The sequence below is a fragment of the Streptomyces sp. NBC_01013 genome (assembly GCF_045162765.1).
Lineage (GTDB): Bacteria > Actinomycetota > Actinomycetes > Streptomycetales > Streptomycetaceae > Streptomyces.
Genome location: NZ_CP108687.1, coordinates 3,298,760 through 3,314,048, shown reverse-complemented (window position 1 = coordinate 3,314,048; position 15,289 = coordinate 3,298,760). Strand labels below are relative to the sequence as shown.

The following is a 15,289-nucleotide window of genomic DNA, read 5'->3' as shown; positions in this document are numbered from 1 at the left end:
GGAGCTCGGGCCGGCCCCGACCGATCCGACGGACACGACACGACCGACGAGGAGCGCGGAACGGTGAGCGAGATCAGCGCGGGGGACGCGATGGCGACAGCCGCTTCGGCGGCCGGCTGGCGCCGGGCGGGGATCGCCGGGGCCGCCATAGGTGTCATCGCCGCGGGCGCCGCGGCCGGGGTCGCGGTCGAGCGGCTGACGGTCGGCCGCGGTATGCGCAAGCGGGCCAGGCTGGCGCTGGACGCCACCGGACCGTACGGCTCGCTGCGCGGGCTGCCGGGCCGGGCGGCGGCGGACGACGGCACCGAGCTGTACTACGAGATCGACGAGGTCGACCCGGGCAGCGGCGGCGCAGCGGGCAGCACGCCCCCCGTCTCCGCCGCGGGCCCGCGCAGGCGCCGGCTCTTCGGACGCAAGGAGCCCGCCCCGGTGACGGTCGTCTTCAGCCACGGCTACTGCCTGAGCCAGGACTCCTGGCACTTCCAGCGGGCGGCCCTGCGCGGCCTCGTGCGCACCGTCCACTGGGACCAGCGCAGCCACGGCCGCTCCGAGCGCGGCCGGGCGCAGGCGCAGGGCGTGCACGTCGGCATCGACCAGCTCGGCCGCGACCTGAAGGCCGTGATCGACGCTGCCGCCCCCGAAGGGCCCCTGGTGCTGGTCGGGCACTCCATGGGCGGCATGACGATGATGGCGCTCGCCGACCAGTACCCGGCCCTGATGCGTGACCGCGTCGCAGCCGTCGCCTTCGTGGGCACGTCGAGCGGGAAGCTCGGTGAGGTCAACTTCGGACTGCCGATCGCGGGAGTGAACGCGGTGCGGCGGGTGCTGCCCGGCGTGCTGAAGGCACTCGGTTCGCAGGCGGAGCTGGTGGAGCGGGGGAGGCGGGCGACCGCGGACCTGTTCGCCGGGCTGATCAAGCGCTACTCGTTCGGCTCACGGGACGTGGACCCGGCGGTCGAGCGGTTCGCCGAGCGGCTCATCGAGTCCACGCCGATCGACGTCGTCGCGGAGTTCTACCCCGCGTTCGCCGAGCATGACAAGAGCAACGCGCTGCCGCTGTTCCGGGACGTCCCGGTGCTGATCCTGGCGGGCGACAAGGACCTGGTGACGCCCAGCTCGCACAGCGAGGCGATCGCGGACGAGCTGCCCGACGCGGAGCTGGTCATCGTCCCGGACGCCGGACACCTGGTGATGCTGGAGCACCCGGAGACGGTGACGGACCGGCTGGCGGACCTGCTGGTGCGGGCCGGAGCCGTGCCGGAGTCCTCCGAGGCCCGTGGGTGAGGTCGGCGCTCCTTCGTACCGGAGTCCGGCCGAAGGCCGCGGGTGAGGGCCGGAGCCGTACCGGAATCCTCTAACGTTGGCGGGCATGGAAGCACCGCAGAACAGCCCGGCGGCCGAGCGCGCCACAGGCACCCCGCCGGGCGTCGTCACCGTGACGCTGGCCGTCGAATCACCCGAACAGATGCAGGCCCTCGGCCGCCGGATCTCCGGTGTGCTGCGCCCCGGAGACCTGGTGATGCTCAGCGGCGAGCTCGGCGCGGGCAAGACGACCCTGACCCGCGGACTCGGCGAGGGCCTGGGCGTGCGCGGCGCCGTGACGTCCCCCACCTTCGTGATCGCCCGCGTCCACCCCTCGCTCGGCGCCGGCCCCGCGCTGGTCCACGTCGACGCGTACCGCCTGGGCGGCGGCCTCGACGAGATGGAGGACCTGGACCTCGACGTGTCGCTGCCGGACTCGGTGGTCGTCGTCGAGTGGGGCGACGGCAAGGTCGAGGAACTCTCCGAGGACCGGCTCCAGGTGCTGATCGACCGCGCGGTCGGTGACACGGACGACGAACGGCGCGAGGTGACCCTGGTGGGCTACGGCGCACGGTGGGCGGGGCTGCGGGTGGAGTCCTGGGCGCCGTGGGACACGGCCGGGGCCTGAGAGAAGGTCACCCCGGACCCGTTTCCGACATCGTGTCGGCAAATTGTTGCGCCGGGCGGTGCGGGCGTGGTGACATGGAGGGCGAGAGCAGGTTAGGTCTGCCTAACCGTGCCTTCCACCGGAGCCCCAGGAGGCGTTCATGCCGACATCGGAGCGAGAAATGCAGCCCCCGCCGCGGGCGGTGTCGATGAGAGACCTGCTCGCCGCCGGGGCGGCGGCCGACGCGGTCTCCACCCCGCCCGGCCCACGCCCGCGCGGTGCGGCGCCCGCGCCGCGCGAGGGCGCGAACCCGAAGCGTGCCTGAGCCCCCGGGGCCGGTACGGCGGGGCTACGGGACGACGTTGACCTTCACACCCACCGTGGCGAACGTCCACACCGCGTTGCCGTCCTCGCGGGACATCCGTACGCCGCCCGCCTTCAGCGTCGGGTCCGGGCTCTCCATCGAGCCGTCCTGCGCCGCGCTGAAGCCGATGGCCACGTCCTTGTTCGACGCGAACCGGACCACGTGTTCGATCGGCACCCCGTCGGAGCCCGTGACGTTGCCGGAGCGCGAGCTCACCCGGTAGGTGCCCGGCAGGGCCTCCACCGCGCTCGGCATCACCTTGAAGGTGCGGGTCGCCTTGTTCTTCGCGTTCACCAGCCACACCCGGCGGTCACTCAGCGCGTACACCACGCGCATGCCCGTGCCGGACGCGGAGGGCACCGCGAGGGGGTTCTTCTTCGGCTTGGCCTTGGCGTGGCCACCCGTGGCCGGTGCGCTGCTGGACGCCTTCGGCGTGACGCCGAGGTTGTCCGGGACGCTCGCCGACGCCTGGTAGGCCAGGAAGCCGACCGCGGCGACGGCCGCCGCAGTGAGCGCGGCCACGATTCCCGAGCTGCCCCTAGCCACCGTGCGCCTCTTTCGCTGTCGTATGTCGTACAAGCGTTTACACGTACTCCGCGTACACCCGGTGACGGTAGCACCGGAGCACCCTCGTCCCGGGACGCCGTACGGGCGCCGTACCGCCCGCGGCGGAGCCGTAGGCTGTTTGCGTGCTCTTGCTCGCTATGGATACCGCCACCCCCGCCGTCACCGTCGCCCTCCACGACGGGACCCGCGTCGTCGCCGAGTCCGGGCAGGTCGACGCCCGAAGGCACGGGGAGCTGCTGCTGCCCGCCGTCGACCGGGTCCTCGCCGAGGCCGGCGTGACACTCGACGCCGTGACGGACGTGGCCGTGGGAGTCGGCCCCGGCCCGTACACCGGACTGCGGGTCGGCCTGGTGACGGCCGCGACCTTCGGCTCGGCCCTGTCCGTGCCCGTGCACGGGCTGTGCACCCTGGACGCCCTCGCGTACGCCGCGGGGCAGACCGGGGTGGAGGGCCCGTTCGCCGTCGCGACGGACGCCCGCCGCAAGGAGGTCTACTGGGCGCGGTACGAGGACCCCCGCACCCGCAGCGGTGAGCCGTCCGTGGACCGGCCCGCCGACATCGCCGATCAGCTCGCCGGTCTCCCCGTCGTCGGGGCGGGCGCGGTGCTCTACCCCGACGCGTTCCCGGACGCGCGCGGTCCCGAGCACGTCGCGGCCGGAGCGCTGGCCGCCCTCGCCGCCGAGCGCCTCGCCGCGGGGGACGGGCTGCTGCCGCCGCAGCCGCTCTACCTGCGCAGGCCCGACGCGCAGGTCCCGAAGAACTACAAGGTGGTCACCCCCAAGTGACCGCCACGACCGCAGTGCTGCGCGAGATGCGCTGGTGGGACATCGATCCGGTGCTCGACCTGGAGCACGAACTGTTCCCGGACGACGCCTGGTCGGCCGGCATGTTCTGGTCCGAGCTGGCGCATGCCCGCGGACCGCGGGCCACCCGCCGCTACGTGGTCGCCGAGGACCCGGTCACCGGCCGGATCGTCGGATACGCGGGCCTCGCGGCGGCCGGTGACCTCGCCGACGTACAGACGATCGGCGTCACACGCGGCCACTGGGGCGGCGGACTCGGCTCCGAGCTGCTGACCGACCTGCTGAAGCACGCCACGGCCTTCGAGTGCGCCGAGGTGCTGCTGGAGGTCCGGGTCGACAACACCCGGGCGCAGAAGCTGTACGAGCGCTTCGGCTTCGAACCGATCGGCTTCCGCCGCGGCTACTACCAGCCGGGCAACATCGACGCACTCGTCATGCGCCTCCACGTACACGAAGACGTACACGAGGACGTACCAGGGCACGTACAGGAAACAGAGACTGACTGATGGCTGACGAACCGCTCGTACTCGGCATCGAGACCTCCTGCGACGAGACCGGTGTCGGTATCGTCCGCGGGACGACGCTGCTCGCCGACGCCGTCGCGTCCAGCGTCGACACCCACGCCCGCTTCGGCGGCGTCGTCCCCGAGATCGCCTCCCGCGCGCACCTGGAGGCGATGGTCCCCACGATCGAGCGCGCCCTGAAGGAGGCCGGCGTCAGCGGACGGGACCTCGACGGCATCTCCGTCACCGCGGGTCCCGGGCTCGCCGGCGCCCTGCTGGTCGGCGTCTCGGCCGCGAAGGCGTACGCGTACGCCCTGAACAAGCCGCTGTACGGAGTCAACCACCTCGCCTCGCACATCTGCGTCGACCAGCTGGAGCACGGCCCGCTGCCCGAGCCCACGATGGCGCTGCTGGTCAGCGGCGGGCACTCCTCGCTGCTGCTCGCACCCGACATCACTAACGACGTGCGCCCGCTCGGCGCGACCATCGACGACGCGGCGGGCGAGGCCTTCGACAAGATCGCCCGGGTGCTGCACCTCGGCTTCCCCGGCGGACCCGTCATCGACCGCCTCGCCAAGGAGGGAGACCCGAAGGCCATCGCGTTCCCGCGCGGCCTGAGCGGCTCGCGCGACCCCGCGTACGACTTCTCCTTCTCCGGCCTCAAGACCTCGGTCGCCCGCTGGATCGAGGCGAAGCGCGCCGCGGGCGAGGAGGTGCCGGTACGGGACGTGGCGGCGTCCTTCCAGGAGGCCGTGGTGGACGTCCTCACGCGAAAGGCCGTCCGTGCCTGCAAGGACGAGGGCGTCGACCACCTGATGATCGGCGGCGGCGTCGCGGCCAACTCGCGGCTGCGCGCCCTCGCCCAGGAGCGGTGCGAGCGGGCCGGCATCCGGCTGCGCGTGCCCCGGCCCGGCCTGTGCACCGACAACGGGGCCATGGTCGCGGCCCTGGGTGCGGAGATGGTGGCCCGCAACCGGCCCGCCTCCGACCTGGAGCTCTCGGCCGACTCCTCGCTGCCGGTCACCGAGACCCATGTGCCGGGTGCGGACCACACCCACACGCACGACCACGTGCACGAGATCAGCAAGGACAACCTGTACTCATGAGCGGGAACGGCACGACCGTCGCGCTGATGTGGGAGGCCCGGGCCACCGAGGGCCGGGGCGCCGAACTCCTGGAGTGGGCCCGCGCCCGCGCCGGTGAGCTGGCGCGCCCCCCGCTGCGAAGCGAGCTGCTGCGCGCCCCGCAGGACCGTGTCCTGGTCATCACGTGGTGGGAGGGCGCCTACGGCGACGACCTCCCCGAGCTGCCGGAACCGGACGCGGAGAGCGTCACCCGGCCGGTGCACCGCTGGCGCTTCGAGTCCCTCGGGCCGGCGGCGGAGGACCCCGCCCCGTGATGCGTCCGGGATACGCCCCGGTGGCCGATCCGGAAACTTCTCAGAAGAATTCCGGAGGAGCTGTCGATCCGGGGGTCTCCCGTTCGACGCAGGGGTGAGAGGCGGGGAAGAGGTCCCCGTCCTCCCGACCGAGGAGTCACCATGCCGCGCTTCATGTCCCTCATCCGCATCGACGAGCAGGCCGCCGCCGGGTTCGAGCCCGACCCCGACTTCGAGAAGCGCATGGGCGCCCTGTTCGAGGAGATCAGCAAGGCGGGCGTGATGCTGGAGACGGCCGGCCTCACCCCCACCGCCCAGGCCACCCGGGTCCACTGGTCCGGCGGCAAGCTCAGCCACACCGACGGCCCCTTCACCGAGACCAAGGAAGTCGTCGGCGGGTACGCCATCCTCCAGTGCAAGGACAAGGAGGAGGCCCTGGAGTGGACCAGGCGGTTCCTGCAGTGCCACCCGGAGAGCTGGAGCGTCACCTCCGAGATCCGGGCCATCGACGAGGCCTGAGAAGGGGCCGGGTCGCGCTTGCCCGGTCCGGCACGGCCTGCTCTGATGGGTGGCCGTGACGGCAGTGAGCGCGGTGGAGACGGTGTTCAGGATCGAGTCCGCGCGGATCATCGCCGGTGTCGCCCGGATCGTGCGGGACGTGGGCATCGCCGAGGAGCTCGCGCAGGACGCCCTGGTCGCCGCGCTGGAGCAGTGGCCCGAGTCGGGTGTCCCGGACAACCCGGGCGCCTGGCTCATGGCCACGGCCAAGCACCGCGCCATCGATCTCGTACGCCGCCGCGAGACGTACGCCCGCAAGCTGGCCGAGATGGGCCGGGACGCGGACAGCGTCCGGGGTGAACCGGATCCCGGCGACGCGGATCCCGACCGGATCGACGACGACCTGCTGCGGCTGATCTTCACCTCCTGCCATCCGGTGCTCTCCACCGACGCCCGGATCGCGCTCACCCTGCGGCTCCTCGGCGGTCTCACCACCGGGGAGATCGCCCGCGCCTTCCTCACCACCGAGCCGGCCGTCGCCCAGCGCATCGTGCGGGCCAAACGGGCGCTCGGCCGGGCCGGGGTCCCCTTCGAGGTGCCGTACGGCCCCGAGCGCGCCGCCCGGCTCGGATCGGTGCTCGAAGTCATCTACCTGGTCTTCAACGAGGGCTACGCCGCGACCGCTGGTGACGACTGGCTGCGCCCGGCGCTCTGCGAGGACGCGCTGCGCCTGGCGCGGGTGCTGGCCGGGCTCGTGCCGGACGAACCCGAGGTGCACGGGCTGGCCGCCCTGCTGGAGCTCCAGGCCTCGCGCACCGCCGCCAGGACCGGGCCGGACGGTGCCGTGGTGCTGCTCGCCGACCAGAACCGGGCCCGCTGGGACCAACTGCTGATCCGCCGCGGCCTCGCGGCCCTGCTCCGGGCGCGCGATGCGGCCGCGGAGACGGGTCAGGCACTGGGGCCGTACGCCCTCCAGGCCGCCATCGCCGCCTGCCACGCCCGGACGGCACGCTACGAGGACACCGACTGGGCCGCCATCCGCACGATCTACGACCGGCTCGCCGCCCTGACTCCGTCGCCGGTCGTCGAGCTCAACCGCGCCGTCGCCGTCTCCATGGCCGAGGGCCCGGCCGCCGGACTCGTCCTGGTCGACGCGCTGGCCGCCGACCCCGCGCTCAAGGACTACCACTTGCTGCCGAGCGTCCGCGGGGATCTGCTGGAGCGGATGGGGCGTACGGACGAGGCACGCGCCGAGTTCGTACGGGCGGCGGAGCTCACCCGCAACGAACGGGAACGGGCGCTGCTCCTGGACCGGGCCGGCCGATGAGTTCCGGGCCTGTCACCGGTCTACCTTGCACGGCACTCAGTACCACCGCGTGAGGAGAAGACCATGCAGAAGGTCACCACGTTCCTGTGGTTCGACAACAACCAGGCCGAGGAGGCGGCGGACCACTACATCTCCGTCATCGGCGGAGACTCGCGCGTCCTGGACGTGACCCGCTGGACGGCGGCGTCACCGGGCGAGGAGGGCGCGGTGATGACGGTCCGCTTCCAGCTGGAGGGCGCCGAGTACATCGCCTTCAACGGCGGCCCCGAGTTCCCCTTCAACGAGGCCGTCTCCCTCTCCGTCGAGTGCGGCTCGCAGGAGGAGGCGGACCGGCTGTGGGACAGGCTCACCGCGGACGGCGGCCAGGAGAGCCAGTGCGGCTGGCTCAAGGACAGGTTCGGCGTCTCGTGGCAGATCATCCCGCCGGGTCTCGGTGAGGCCCTGACCGACCCGGACCCCGACAAGGCGGCCCGCGCCATGAAGGCGATGCTCGGCATGAAGCGCCTCGACATCGAGGCGCTGCGCAACGCCTGACGCGTGCTCACTCGGGCGTGGGGCGGAGCCCGGCTCTCGGTAGGGTCGGGCCCATGTTCGTTCGCTCGGCGCCGCTGCCGCCGCCCCCGCCGCCCGTGGAGATACGCACCTGGCCCGATCGGAGGGCGCTGCTCGCCGACCGGGCCTTCATCCTGGGCGCGCTGGTGAAGATGCACACAGGCCCCGGCCGCCTCGGACTGCTGTGGATGTGGGGAGCGGTCGGTGCCCTCGGCTGGGCACTGATCGGCACCGCGTTCATCACCTTCGAGCAGTCGTACGACATCTTCAGCGCCGTCGTCGGCGTCATCCTGCTGGCCATGGGCGCCTGCTGCCTCGTGCCGGCCGTCATCCTCGTCGTCATCGGACTGCGCAGGGACCGTCAGCTGCGCCGGCTCCTGTCCCAGTGGGGTGCGTTGGACCGCGATCCGGCGAGCGACGCCGCGTACCGGCTGCCGGGTGTGAGCCTGGCCTGGCTGCTGGGCTCCTTCGCGCTCTGCGCGTGCGGTTTGTACGCCTGTTTCGCCGTGCCGGCGGGGGCCGTCCGGGGCGATGACACCTACGGTCTGATGGCCCTGGTCATGGGGCTCGGCTTCATCGGCTGGCTCATCGGCCTCATCGGGATCAACAAGGCCTTCTGGCACCGGCGTTGGGTCCTGCGGACGCTCCTCGGCGCGCCCGCCCCCGAGCCGCTGATATCCGCAGGCGGCGGCGCCCACCGCTGACCCCGCCCTATTCTTGGCGCACATCACGGGCGACTCAGGGGGAGGACGTTCTCATGGCGTGGTACTGGTGGGTGCTCATCATCTTCTGGACGGGCGGCTTCGGCTGGGTCGTCGACAACGCCCGTACGGCGCTGCGCAATCGGCACACCCGCAAGCTGGAACTGCTGGAGGCCGGCAAGCAGGAGCGGCTGGCGGTCGAGGCCGCGAACCGGCCGCCGGAACCGGTCTGCGGCTGCACGCACCACCTCGCCAAGCACGACAAGCAGGGCATGTGCCACGAGCGGGTCGAGGTGCCGACCGCCTGGGACGAGCAGAAGAAGCCGGTGCGCTTCGAGTCGGGGCAGTGCAACTGCCAGCAGTACGTGGGCCCGCAGCCGCTCTCGCAGGTGTACGCCGAGGACCTGACCGACCTCGCCTGAGGCCGGCCGCGGTCACCCGAGGCCGGCCTCCGGGCCGGTCACGGGACGGCCGACCAGCATCGTCGGCGCGTCGGCGACCCGCGTCAGGAAGACCGTGGCCGTGTTCGGGCCCCGGAGCCTCATCTTCCTTCGCAGTTCCTCCGGTTCGACCGCCGAGCCGCGCTTCTTGACCGTGAGGACGCCGACCTCCCGCTCTCGCAGCAGTGCCTTCAGCCGCTTCATGTTGAAGGGCAGCTGATCGGTGATCTCGTAGCCGGCGGTGTACGGGGAGTCGTACAGCTCGTCACTCGTGACGTACGCGATCATCTCGTCGAACAGCCGGCCGTGGCACCGCTCCACGATCGAGGCGACCAGGTGCGCCCGGATCACCGCGCCGTCCGGCTCGTACAGATAGCGCCCCACCGGGCCGACCGGCGGGGCGGGCAGCGCTGCCGGAGCGGACAGGGTGGCGCCGGACGGGAGCAGGGTCGCGCGGTAGGAGCCCGACTCGAAGCCCTCGCCGAACCAGAGCACCGCCTCCTTCACCGCGCCGCCGTCCGAGATCCACTCGGCCTCCGCCTGTGGCCCGATCGCCTCGTGCGGGACTCCCGGGGCGATCTTCAGCGCGGCCCGGGGCGCCTTCAGCGCGGCCGCGGTCGCCCAGGACAGGGGCGGGGAGTACGCCTCCGGGTCGAAGATCCTGCCGCGTCCGCCCCGGCGGGCCGGGTCGACGAACACCGCGTCGTAGGGCGAGGTGTCGATCTCCGTGACGTCGGCGCACCGCACCTCGATCAGTGCCTCGAGACCGAGCGCGGCGGCGTTGGCGCGGGCCACCTCGGCGGTCAGCGGGTCGCGGTCCACGGCGAGGACGGAGATCCCGGCCCGGGCCAGGGCGATCGCGTCACCGCCGATTCCGCAGCAGAGGTCGGCGACGCTGCGTACCCCGGTGTCCGCGAACCGCCGGGCGCGGTGGCCGGCCACCGAGGTGCGGGTCGCCTGCTCGACCCCGTCCGGCGTGAAGAACATCCGGTGCGCGTCCTCGGCGCCGAACTTCGCCACCGCCCGCTGCCGCAGCCGGGCCTGCCCCAGCGCCGCCGAGACGAGGGCGGCCGGGTGGGTGCGGCGCAGCCGGGTGGCGGTGGCCAGTTCGGTGGCGGGGTCGTACGACCGCAGCCCGGCCAGCAGCTCGGCGCCCTCGGGGCCGCGCAGGGCCAGGAAGGAGCCGATGGGGTCCTCCCCGCTCGGGTGAAGCCGAGAGCTCGGGGAAGGGTCGGGGGCGCCGGACGGGCCGGCCGGGGAGAGAGCGTTCACCCGTCCCATTGTGGGCCAGTCGGCTGCGCGCCGGCCGGGGGACCCCGGGCGGGACGGGCGCTGTGTCGACCCGGGTACCCGGCCCCGGGCTGGCAGGATGCGGCGCCATGCAGCCAGTACGACAAAAGGAAGAATTTACGATGAAACGGCGCAGACCGGGTGCGGAGTCGGGTGGGCGGGGCAGCGGGAAGTGCGGGCGGGGCCATCTGCGGGGCCGGCCGGGCTACGCGGTCCTCGCCGCGCTGCTGGTCGCCGCGGTCGGCTCGGGCTGCGCGGCCGAGCCCGGCGAACGCGCCCCGTCCGACCCCGGACGCGCGGCCGCGGCGCAGGCCGGGCAGCCGGGCGGACCCCCGGCGGGCGCGGCGGGTTCCGTCGCGGCGCAGGCCGAGAAGGTGCACCGCGCCCAACTCGCACGGGCCGTCGCCGCCAAGAAGTGGGGCCTGGCAAGCACTCCGCTGACCCCGCCGGTGCCGCCCGCCGTGAAACCGCACATCACCACCCGCGAGGGCTTCGAGGTCGAGGGCGGCGACGCCTCCCTGCCACCGGTTTTCACCGCCGTCCCCACCAAGGAGAAGATCGTCTTCCTGACGATGGACGACGGGGACGACAAGGACCCCGAGCTGCTGAAGATGATGGCGGAGCTGAACATCCCGTACAGCGCCTTCCTCAGCGACTACCTGGTGCGCGACAACTACGCGTACTTCAAGGAGGCCCAGGTCCGCGGTGTCGTTCTCGGCAACCACACGCTGAACCACCGCTACATGCCCGGGCTCTCCCGCGACGAGCAGAAGCACGAGATCTGCGACCAGCAGGACATCCTCGAGAAGCAGTACGGCGAGCGCCCCCGGCTCTTCCGGCCGCCGTACGGGAACTACAACGGCGACACCCTGCGGATCGCCAAGTCCTGCGGCATCACGGCCGTGCCCCTGTGGGCGGCGGAGGCGTTCCCCGACCACATGGAGTGGCGGGAGGAGGACCAGGACCTGCACCCCGGCGACATCATCCTCACGCACTTCCGCGGCAAGAAGAACTGGAAGGGCAGCATGCCCGACCTGATCCGGTCCGTCATGAAGGTCGTCACGGACAAGGGATACGCCGTGGCCCGCCTGGAGGACTACGTATGAGAAGGGCGCACCGGCTGCTGGCCGGACTGCTGACCGCCGGTGCGCTCCTGACCGCCACCGCGGGCTGCGCGCAGTCGGTGGACCCGATCGAGCGGCTGGGCAGGAAGGCGGCGCAGCGGGTGCACCCGTCACCGAGCGCCCGGGAAGCGCGGCCCGCGGCGGTGCGCGGGGACCACGGGGCGCCGGGGGCGATGGTGGTCGTCGCCTGCGGCCGCCCCGCTGCGGCCGGGGGCTCCCGGGTGCCCCCGTCGGTCCACTGGTGGCCGGAGGGGCCGGGGCCGGGGAGGTACGGCAGAGGGGCCGCGGATGCGGGGTGCGCGAGGCGGTAGTCGCCGTGCCCCCCCCACGAGCGGTCACGGGGAGCCCGGCCCGGCCGGTCGCATGCCCACGACGCCACCGCCCGACGGAACGGAGCGGACACCCCCCGCGTTGTCCCTACGGCGACCGGAACGCCGTACGGGCACAGCCGTACGAGAGGCACCCCCCCGGACGCCACGGGGGGCGTGAATTGGCACTCCGCTTGACCGAGTGCTAATCGCGGTCATAGTCTCAGTGCTGGCACTCCCCACTGGAGAGTGCCAGCAGTACTGTGCGACCGGCAGGTCCGGCACCCGCGACGACGGGCCCACCTGGTCGCCACCCAAAGACTGATAACCCCGTGAGATCTCCGAAGGGGGAGACCGGATCGTGTCGACCAGCACCAAGGTTGCGATCAAGCCGCTCGAGGACCGCATTGTGGTCCAGCCGCTCGACGCCGAGCAGACCACGGCCTCCGGCCTGGTCATTCCGGACACTGCCAAGGAGAAGCCCCAGGAGGGCGTCGTCCTGGCCGTGGGCCCGGGCCGCTTCGAGAACGGCGAGCGCCTTCCGCTCGACGTCAAGACCGGCGATGTCGTGCTGTACAGCAAGTACGGCGGCACCGAGGTGAAGTACAACGGCGAGGAGTACCTCGTCCTCTCGGCTCGCGACGTGCTCGCGATCATCGAGAAGTAATTCACACCACGTTTGCTTCTGTTCTGCGCCCCTGGCCCCCTGCGAGATAACTAGCCGGGCGGCAGGGGCGCAGTTCTTGTTTTTGAGAGGACAGTTCAGCTCCATGGCGAAGATCCTGAAGTTCGACGAGGACGCCCGTCGCGCCCTCGAGCGCGGCGTCAACAAGCTTGCCGACACGGTCAAGGTGACGATCGGCCCCAAGGGCCGCAACGTCGTCATCGACAAGAAGTTCGGTGCGCCCACCATCACCAACGACGGTGTCACCATCGCGCGCGAGGTCGAGCTGGACGACCCGTACGAGAACCTCGGTGCCCAGCTGGTGAAGGAGGTGGCGACCAAGACCAACGACGTAGCCGGTGACGGCACGACCACCGCCACCGTCCTGGCCCAGGCGCTCGTCCGCGAGGGCCTGCGCAACGTGGCCGCGGGCGCGTCCCCGGCCGCCCTGAAGAAGGGCATCGACGCCGCGGTCAAGGCCGTGTCCGAGGAGCTCCTCGCGACGGCCCGCCCGATCGAGGACAAGTCCGACATCGCCGCCGTGGCCGCGCTCTCCGCGCAGGACACCCAGGTCGGCGAGCTCATCGCGGACGCGATGGACAAGGTCGGCAAGGACGGTGTCATCACCGTCGAGGAGTCCAACACCTTCGGTCTGGACCTCGACTTCACCGAGGGCATGGCCTTCGACAAGGGCTACCTGTCCCCGTACATGGTGACCGACCAGGAGCGTATGGAGGCCGTCCTCGACGACCCGTACATCCTGATCCACCAGGGCAAGATCGGCTCGATCCAGGAGCTGCTGCCGCTCCTGGAGAAGGTCATCCAGGCCGGTGCCTCCAAGCCGCTGCTGATCATCGCCGAGGACGTCGAGGGCGAGGCCCTGTCGACCCTGGTCGTCAACAAGATCCGTGGCACCTTCAACGCCGTCGCGGTGAAGGCCCCGGGCTTCGGTGACCGCCGCAAGGCCATGCTCGGCGACATCGCCACCCTCACCGGTGCGACCGTCATCGCCGAGGAGGTCGGCCTCAAGCTCGACCAGGCCGGTCTGGACGTTCTGGGCACCGCCCGCCGCGTGACCGTCTCCAAGGACGACACCACCATCGTCGACGGTGGCGGCAAGTCCGACGAGGTCGCGGGCCGCGTCAACCAGATCAAGGCCGAGATCGAGTCCACGGACTCCGACTGGGACCGCGAGAAGCTCCAGGAGCGCCTGGCGAAGCTGGCCGGCGGTGTCTGCGTGATCCGCGTCGGTGCGGCCACCGAGGTGGAGCTCAAGGAGAAGAAGCACCGTCTGGAGGACGCCATCTCCGCGACCCGCGCCGCGGTCGAGGAGGGCATCGTCTCCGGTGGTGGCTCCGCTCTGGTCCACGCCGTCAAGGTCCTCGAGGGCAACCTCGGCAAGACCGGCGACGAGGCCACCGGTGTCGCGGTCGTGCGCCGCGCCGCCGTCGAGCCGCTCCGCTGGATCGCGGAGAACGCGGGCCTCGAGGGCTACGTCATCACCTCGAAGGTCTCCGAGCTCGACAAGGGTCAGGGCTTCAACGCCGCGACCGGCGAGTACGGCGACCTGGTGAAGGCCGGCGTCATCGACCCGGTCAAGGTCACCCGCTCCGCGCTGGAGAACGCCGCGTCCATCGCGTCGCTGCTGCTCACGACCGAGACCCTGGTCGTCGAGAAGCCGGCCGAGGAAGAGGCCGATGCCGGTCACGGCCACGGTCACTCGCACTAGCGTGCAGCTGTAGTCCCCGCGCAATGCGGTGAGGCCCGGTACCCCGTGAGGGGTGCCGGGCCTCGTGCGTGTGCGGGAAGGTCACGCCGAGCGCGACAACGTGTCCCCGTACACCGGGTCCGCGAACGGAAGGCCGGCGGCGAAGCGTTCCAGCTCGTCCAGGGCCTGGTCCGCCATCCGGTGCAGCTCGTTGCCCAGCGACCCCGCGACGTGCGGAGTCAGCAGCACGTTCGGCAGGTCGTAGAGCGGCGAGGCCGCCGGGGGCAGGTCGGGGTCCGTCACGTCCAGGACCGCGTGCAGTCGCCCGCTCGTCAGCTCGGGAACCAGGGCGCCCTCGTCGACCAGCGATCCGCGCGCCGTGTTGATCAGCGTCGCGCCCGACGGCATGGCCGCCAACTGGGCGGCACCGATGAGATGGTGCGTCTCGGGAAGCTGCGGGGCGTGGACCGAGACGACGGCGCTGCTCGCGCACAGGTCATCGAGCGTGGTGAGCCGTACACCGAGCCGGGCCGCCTCGTCCTCGCCGGCGTACGGGTCGTACAGCAGGACGTCCAGATCGAAGGGGCGCAGCAGCTCGATCACCCGCCGGCCGATGCGGGAGGCGCCGACGATGCCCACCGTGCGGCGGTAGTTGCCGGTGCCGTCCAGCTCGGTGAGCCAGTCGTGGGCGGTGCGCAGGCTGCGGTAGCGCTGCGCGGAGCCCAGGACCCGCTTGCCGGCGAAGAGGATCGCGGCGAGGGTGAATTCGGCCACCGGCAGCGCGTTGGCGCCGGCCGCCGAGGTGACGGCGATGCCCCGTTCCCAGCAGGCGTCGGTGATGTGGTGCTTGACGGACCCGGCCGCGTGCACGACCGCACGCAACCGCGGGGCGGCGGCCAGCACCGGTGCGGTCAGCGGAGTCGCACCCCAGCAGGTGAAGAGCACCTCGGCCTCGGCGAGCGCGGCCGCCACCTCGGGCGCGGGGTCGGCCAGATCGTGGGCGACGAGCCGGGTGTCCGTACGGGTGAGGGCGGCCAGCCGGGTGTGGTGATGCTCGGCGAGGAGGCGTCCGGCGATGCCGGGGCCCATCGCGAGCAGGGCCCGGGGCCGGTTGTCAGTGGCGTGCGACATGGCGGAACTCGACTCCTCGGGG

General features: G+C 72.1%; 19 protein-coding genes. 16 read left to right on the top strand and 3 right to left on the bottom strand.

All coding sequences use genetic code 11. The annotated features are described in order from the left end of the window. Nucleotides 1-90 precede the first annotated feature (90 nt). The 3 genes from OG538_RS14065 to OG538_RS14055 all read left to right on the top strand — a co-directional run bounded on the left by OG538_RS14065 (nucleotide 91) and on the right by OG538_RS14055 (nucleotide 2,234). On the top strand, nucleotides 91-1,284 hold the full coding sequence (locus OG538_RS14065; protein WP_406100128.1) for an alpha/beta fold hydrolase: 1,194 nt from the start codon (nucleotides 91-93) through the stop codon (nucleotides 1,282-1,284). 85 nt (nucleotides 1,285-1,369) lie between these two features. After that, complete coding sequence (gene tsaE, locus OG538_RS14060; protein WP_406093565.1) at nucleotides 1,370-1,930, top strand: tRNA (adenosine(37)-N6)-threonylcarbamoyltransferase complex ATPase subunit type 1 TsaE; 561 nt, start codon at nucleotides 1,370-1,372, stop codon at nucleotides 1,928-1,930. Between the two features lie 139 nt (nucleotides 1,931-2,069). Then, complete coding sequence (locus OG538_RS14055) at nucleotides 2,070-2,234, top strand: hypothetical protein (protein ID WP_406093563.1); 165 nt, start codon at nucleotides 2,070-2,072, stop codon at nucleotides 2,232-2,234. A gap of 24 nt (nucleotides 2,235-2,258) precedes the next feature. Here the strand turns inward: OG538_RS14055 and OG538_RS14050 are convergent, their stop codons facing one another. Further along, nucleotides 2,259-2,819 carry a hypothetical protein gene (locus OG538_RS14050; RefSeq protein ID WP_406093561.1) on the bottom strand — a complete coding sequence of 187 codons (561 nt, stop codon included), beginning with the start codon at nucleotides 2,817-2,819 and terminating at the stop codon, nucleotides 2,259-2,261. Nucleotides 2,820-2,977: 158 nt separating this feature from the next. Between OG538_RS14050 and tsaB the strand changes: the two genes are divergently transcribed. The 9 genes from tsaB to OG538_RS14005 all read left to right on the top strand — a co-directional run bounded on the left by tsaB (nucleotide 2,978) and on the right by OG538_RS14005 (nucleotide 9,024). Next, complete coding sequence (tsaB, locus tag OG538_RS14045; RefSeq protein WP_406100126.1) at nucleotides 2,978-3,625, top strand: tRNA (adenosine(37)-N6)-threonylcarbamoyltransferase complex dimerization subunit type 1 TsaB; 648 nt, start codon at nucleotides 2,978-2,980, stop codon at nucleotides 3,623-3,625. Then, a complete protein-coding gene (rimI, locus tag OG538_RS14040; RefSeq protein ID WP_406093559.1) occupies nucleotides 3,622-4,149 on the top strand; it encodes a ribosomal protein S18-alanine N-acetyltransferase in 528 nt (175 codons plus the stop codon). Before tsaB ends, rimI begins: the two co-directional genes overlap by 4 nt. Then, a complete protein-coding gene (gene tsaD, locus OG538_RS14035; RefSeq protein WP_406093557.1) occupies nucleotides 4,149-5,252 on the top strand; it encodes a tRNA (adenosine(37)-N6)-threonylcarbamoyltransferase complex transferase subunit TsaD in 1,104 nt (367 codons plus the stop codon). The genes rimI and tsaD overlap by 1 nt, the downstream gene beginning before the upstream one ends. Then, nucleotides 5,249-5,545: a hypothetical protein gene (locus OG538_RS14030; RefSeq protein WP_406093555.1), complete on the top strand. Its 297-nt coding sequence runs from the start codon at nucleotides 5,249-5,251 to the stop codon at nucleotides 5,543-5,545. Before tsaD ends, OG538_RS14030 begins: the two co-directional genes overlap by 4 nt. Nucleotides 5,546-5,686: 141 nt before the next feature. Further along, entirely contained in the window at nucleotides 5,687-6,043 is a 357-nt protein-coding gene (locus OG538_RS14025) for a YciI family protein (protein ID WP_406093553.1), read from the top strand. A 55-nt stretch (nucleotides 6,044-6,098) separates the two neighbouring features. Beyond that, the gene (locus OG538_RS14020) at nucleotides 6,099-7,349 is read left to right on the top strand and encodes an RNA polymerase sigma factor (protein WP_406093551.1); all 1,251 of its coding nucleotides are present in this window, start codon (nucleotides 6,099-6,101) and stop codon (nucleotides 7,347-7,349) included. A 63-nt stretch (nucleotides 7,350-7,412) separates the two neighbouring features. Beyond that, entirely contained in the window at nucleotides 7,413-7,883 is a 471-nt protein-coding gene (locus OG538_RS14015; protein ID WP_406093549.1) for a VOC family protein, read from the top strand. 53 nt (nucleotides 7,884-7,936) lie between these two features. After that, on the top strand, nucleotides 7,937-8,605 hold the full coding sequence (locus OG538_RS14010; protein ID WP_406093547.1) for a hypothetical protein: 669 nt from the start codon (nucleotides 7,937-7,939) through the stop codon (nucleotides 8,603-8,605). A gap of 53 nt (nucleotides 8,606-8,658) precedes the next feature. Next, on the top strand, nucleotides 8,659-9,024 hold the full coding sequence (locus OG538_RS14005) for a hypothetical protein (RefSeq protein WP_406093545.1): 366 nt from the start codon (nucleotides 8,659-8,661) through the stop codon (nucleotides 9,022-9,024). A 12-nt stretch (nucleotides 9,025-9,036) separates the two neighbouring features. Here OG538_RS14005 and OG538_RS14000 read toward each other — a convergent pair whose 3' ends face one another. After that, a complete protein-coding gene (locus OG538_RS14000; RefSeq protein WP_406093543.1) occupies nucleotides 9,037-10,323 on the bottom strand; it encodes a THUMP-like domain-containing protein in 1,287 nt (428 codons plus the stop codon). Nucleotides 10,324-10,454: 131 nt separating this feature from the next. On the opposite strand from OG538_RS14000, the gene OG538_RS13995 reads away from it, so the two are divergent. From OG538_RS13995 to groL, 4 genes are all read left to right on the top strand, one after another. Then, on the top strand, nucleotides 10,455-11,438 hold the full coding sequence (locus OG538_RS13995) for a polysaccharide deacetylase family protein (protein WP_406093541.1): 984 nt from the start codon (nucleotides 10,455-10,457) through the stop codon (nucleotides 11,436-11,438). Continuing rightward, nucleotides 11,435-11,767, top strand: a complete 333-nt coding sequence (locus OG538_RS13990; RefSeq protein ID WP_406093539.1) for a hypothetical protein — start codon at nucleotides 11,435-11,437, stop codon at nucleotides 11,765-11,767. The genes OG538_RS13995 and OG538_RS13990 overlap by 4 nt, the downstream gene beginning before the upstream one ends. A 355-nt stretch (nucleotides 11,768-12,122) precedes the next feature. Continuing rightward, nucleotides 12,123-12,431, top strand: coding sequence for a co-chaperone GroES (gene groES, locus OG538_RS13985; RefSeq protein ID WP_024490209.1), 309 nt, complete (start codon nucleotides 12,123-12,125; stop codon nucleotides 12,429-12,431). 103 nt (nucleotides 12,432-12,534) lie between these two features. Next, nucleotides 12,535-14,157: a chaperonin GroEL gene (gene groL, locus OG538_RS13980; RefSeq protein ID WP_406093537.1), complete on the top strand. Its 1,623-nt coding sequence runs from the start codon at nucleotides 12,535-12,537 to the stop codon at nucleotides 14,155-14,157. 81 nt (nucleotides 14,158-14,238) lie between these two features. On the opposite strand, the gene OG538_RS13975 is transcribed toward groL, so the two are convergent. Further along, nucleotides 14,239-15,267, bottom strand: a complete 1,029-nt coding sequence (locus OG538_RS13975) for a hydroxyacid dehydrogenase (protein ID WP_406093535.1) — start codon at nucleotides 15,265-15,267, stop codon at nucleotides 14,239-14,241. Between the last annotated feature and the right edge of the window lie 22 nt (nucleotides 15,268-15,289).

What these genes read in the sequence shown, in the direction of transcription:
- OG538_RS14055 (WP_406093563.1), top strand. Translation starts at nt 2,070, where the DNA reads ATGCCGACATCGGAGCGAGAAATGCAGCCCCCGCCGCGGGCGGTGTCG.
- OG538_RS14015 (WP_406093549.1), top strand. Translation starts at nt 7,413, where the DNA reads ATGCAGAAGGTCACCACGTTCCTGTGGTTCGACAACAACCAGGCCGAG.
- tsaD (WP_406093557.1), top strand. Translation starts at nt 4,149, where the DNA reads ATGGCTGACGAACCGCTCGTACTCGGCATCGAGACCTCCTGCGACGAG.
- groL (WP_406093537.1), top strand. Translation starts at nt 12,535, where the DNA reads ATGGCGAAGATCCTGAAGTTCGACGAGGACGCCCGTCGCGCCCTCGAG.
- OG538_RS13975 (WP_406093535.1), bottom strand. Translation starts at nt 15,267, where the DNA reads ATGTCGCACGCCACTGACAACCGGCCCCGGGCCCTGCTCGCGATGGGC.
- OG538_RS14000 (WP_406093543.1), bottom strand. Translation starts at nt 10,323, where the DNA reads ATGGGACGGGTGAACGCTCTCTCCCCGGCCGGCCCGTCCGGCGCCCCC.
- OG538_RS13990 (WP_406093539.1), top strand. Translation starts at nt 11,435, where the DNA reads ATGAGAAGGGCGCACCGGCTGCTGGCCGGACTGCTGACCGCCGGTGCG.
- OG538_RS14065 (WP_406100128.1), top strand. Translation starts at nt 91, where the DNA reads ATGGCGACAGCCGCTTCGGCGGCCGGCTGGCGCCGGGCGGGGATCGCC.
- OG538_RS14005 (WP_406093545.1), top strand. Translation starts at nt 8,659, where the DNA reads ATGGCGTGGTACTGGTGGGTGCTCATCATCTTCTGGACGGGCGGCTTC.
- tsaE (WP_406093565.1), top strand. Translation starts at nt 1,370, where the DNA reads ATGGAAGCACCGCAGAACAGCCCGGCGGCCGAGCGCGCCACAGGCACC.
- OG538_RS13995 (WP_406093541.1), top strand. Translation starts at nt 10,455, where the DNA reads ATGAAACGGCGCAGACCGGGTGCGGAGTCGGGTGGGCGGGGCAGCGGG.
- OG538_RS14025 (WP_406093553.1), top strand. Translation starts at nt 5,687, where the DNA reads ATGCCGCGCTTCATGTCCCTCATCCGCATCGACGAGCAGGCCGCCGCC.
- OG538_RS14030 (WP_406093555.1), top strand. Translation starts at nt 5,249, where the DNA reads ATGAGCGGGAACGGCACGACCGTCGCGCTGATGTGGGAGGCCCGGGCC.
- OG538_RS14010 (WP_406093547.1), top strand. Translation starts at nt 7,937, where the DNA reads ATGTTCGTTCGCTCGGCGCCGCTGCCGCCGCCCCCGCCGCCCGTGGAG.
- tsaB (WP_406100126.1), top strand. Translation starts at nt 2,978, where the DNA reads ATGGATACCGCCACCCCCGCCGTCACCGTCGCCCTCCACGACGGGACC.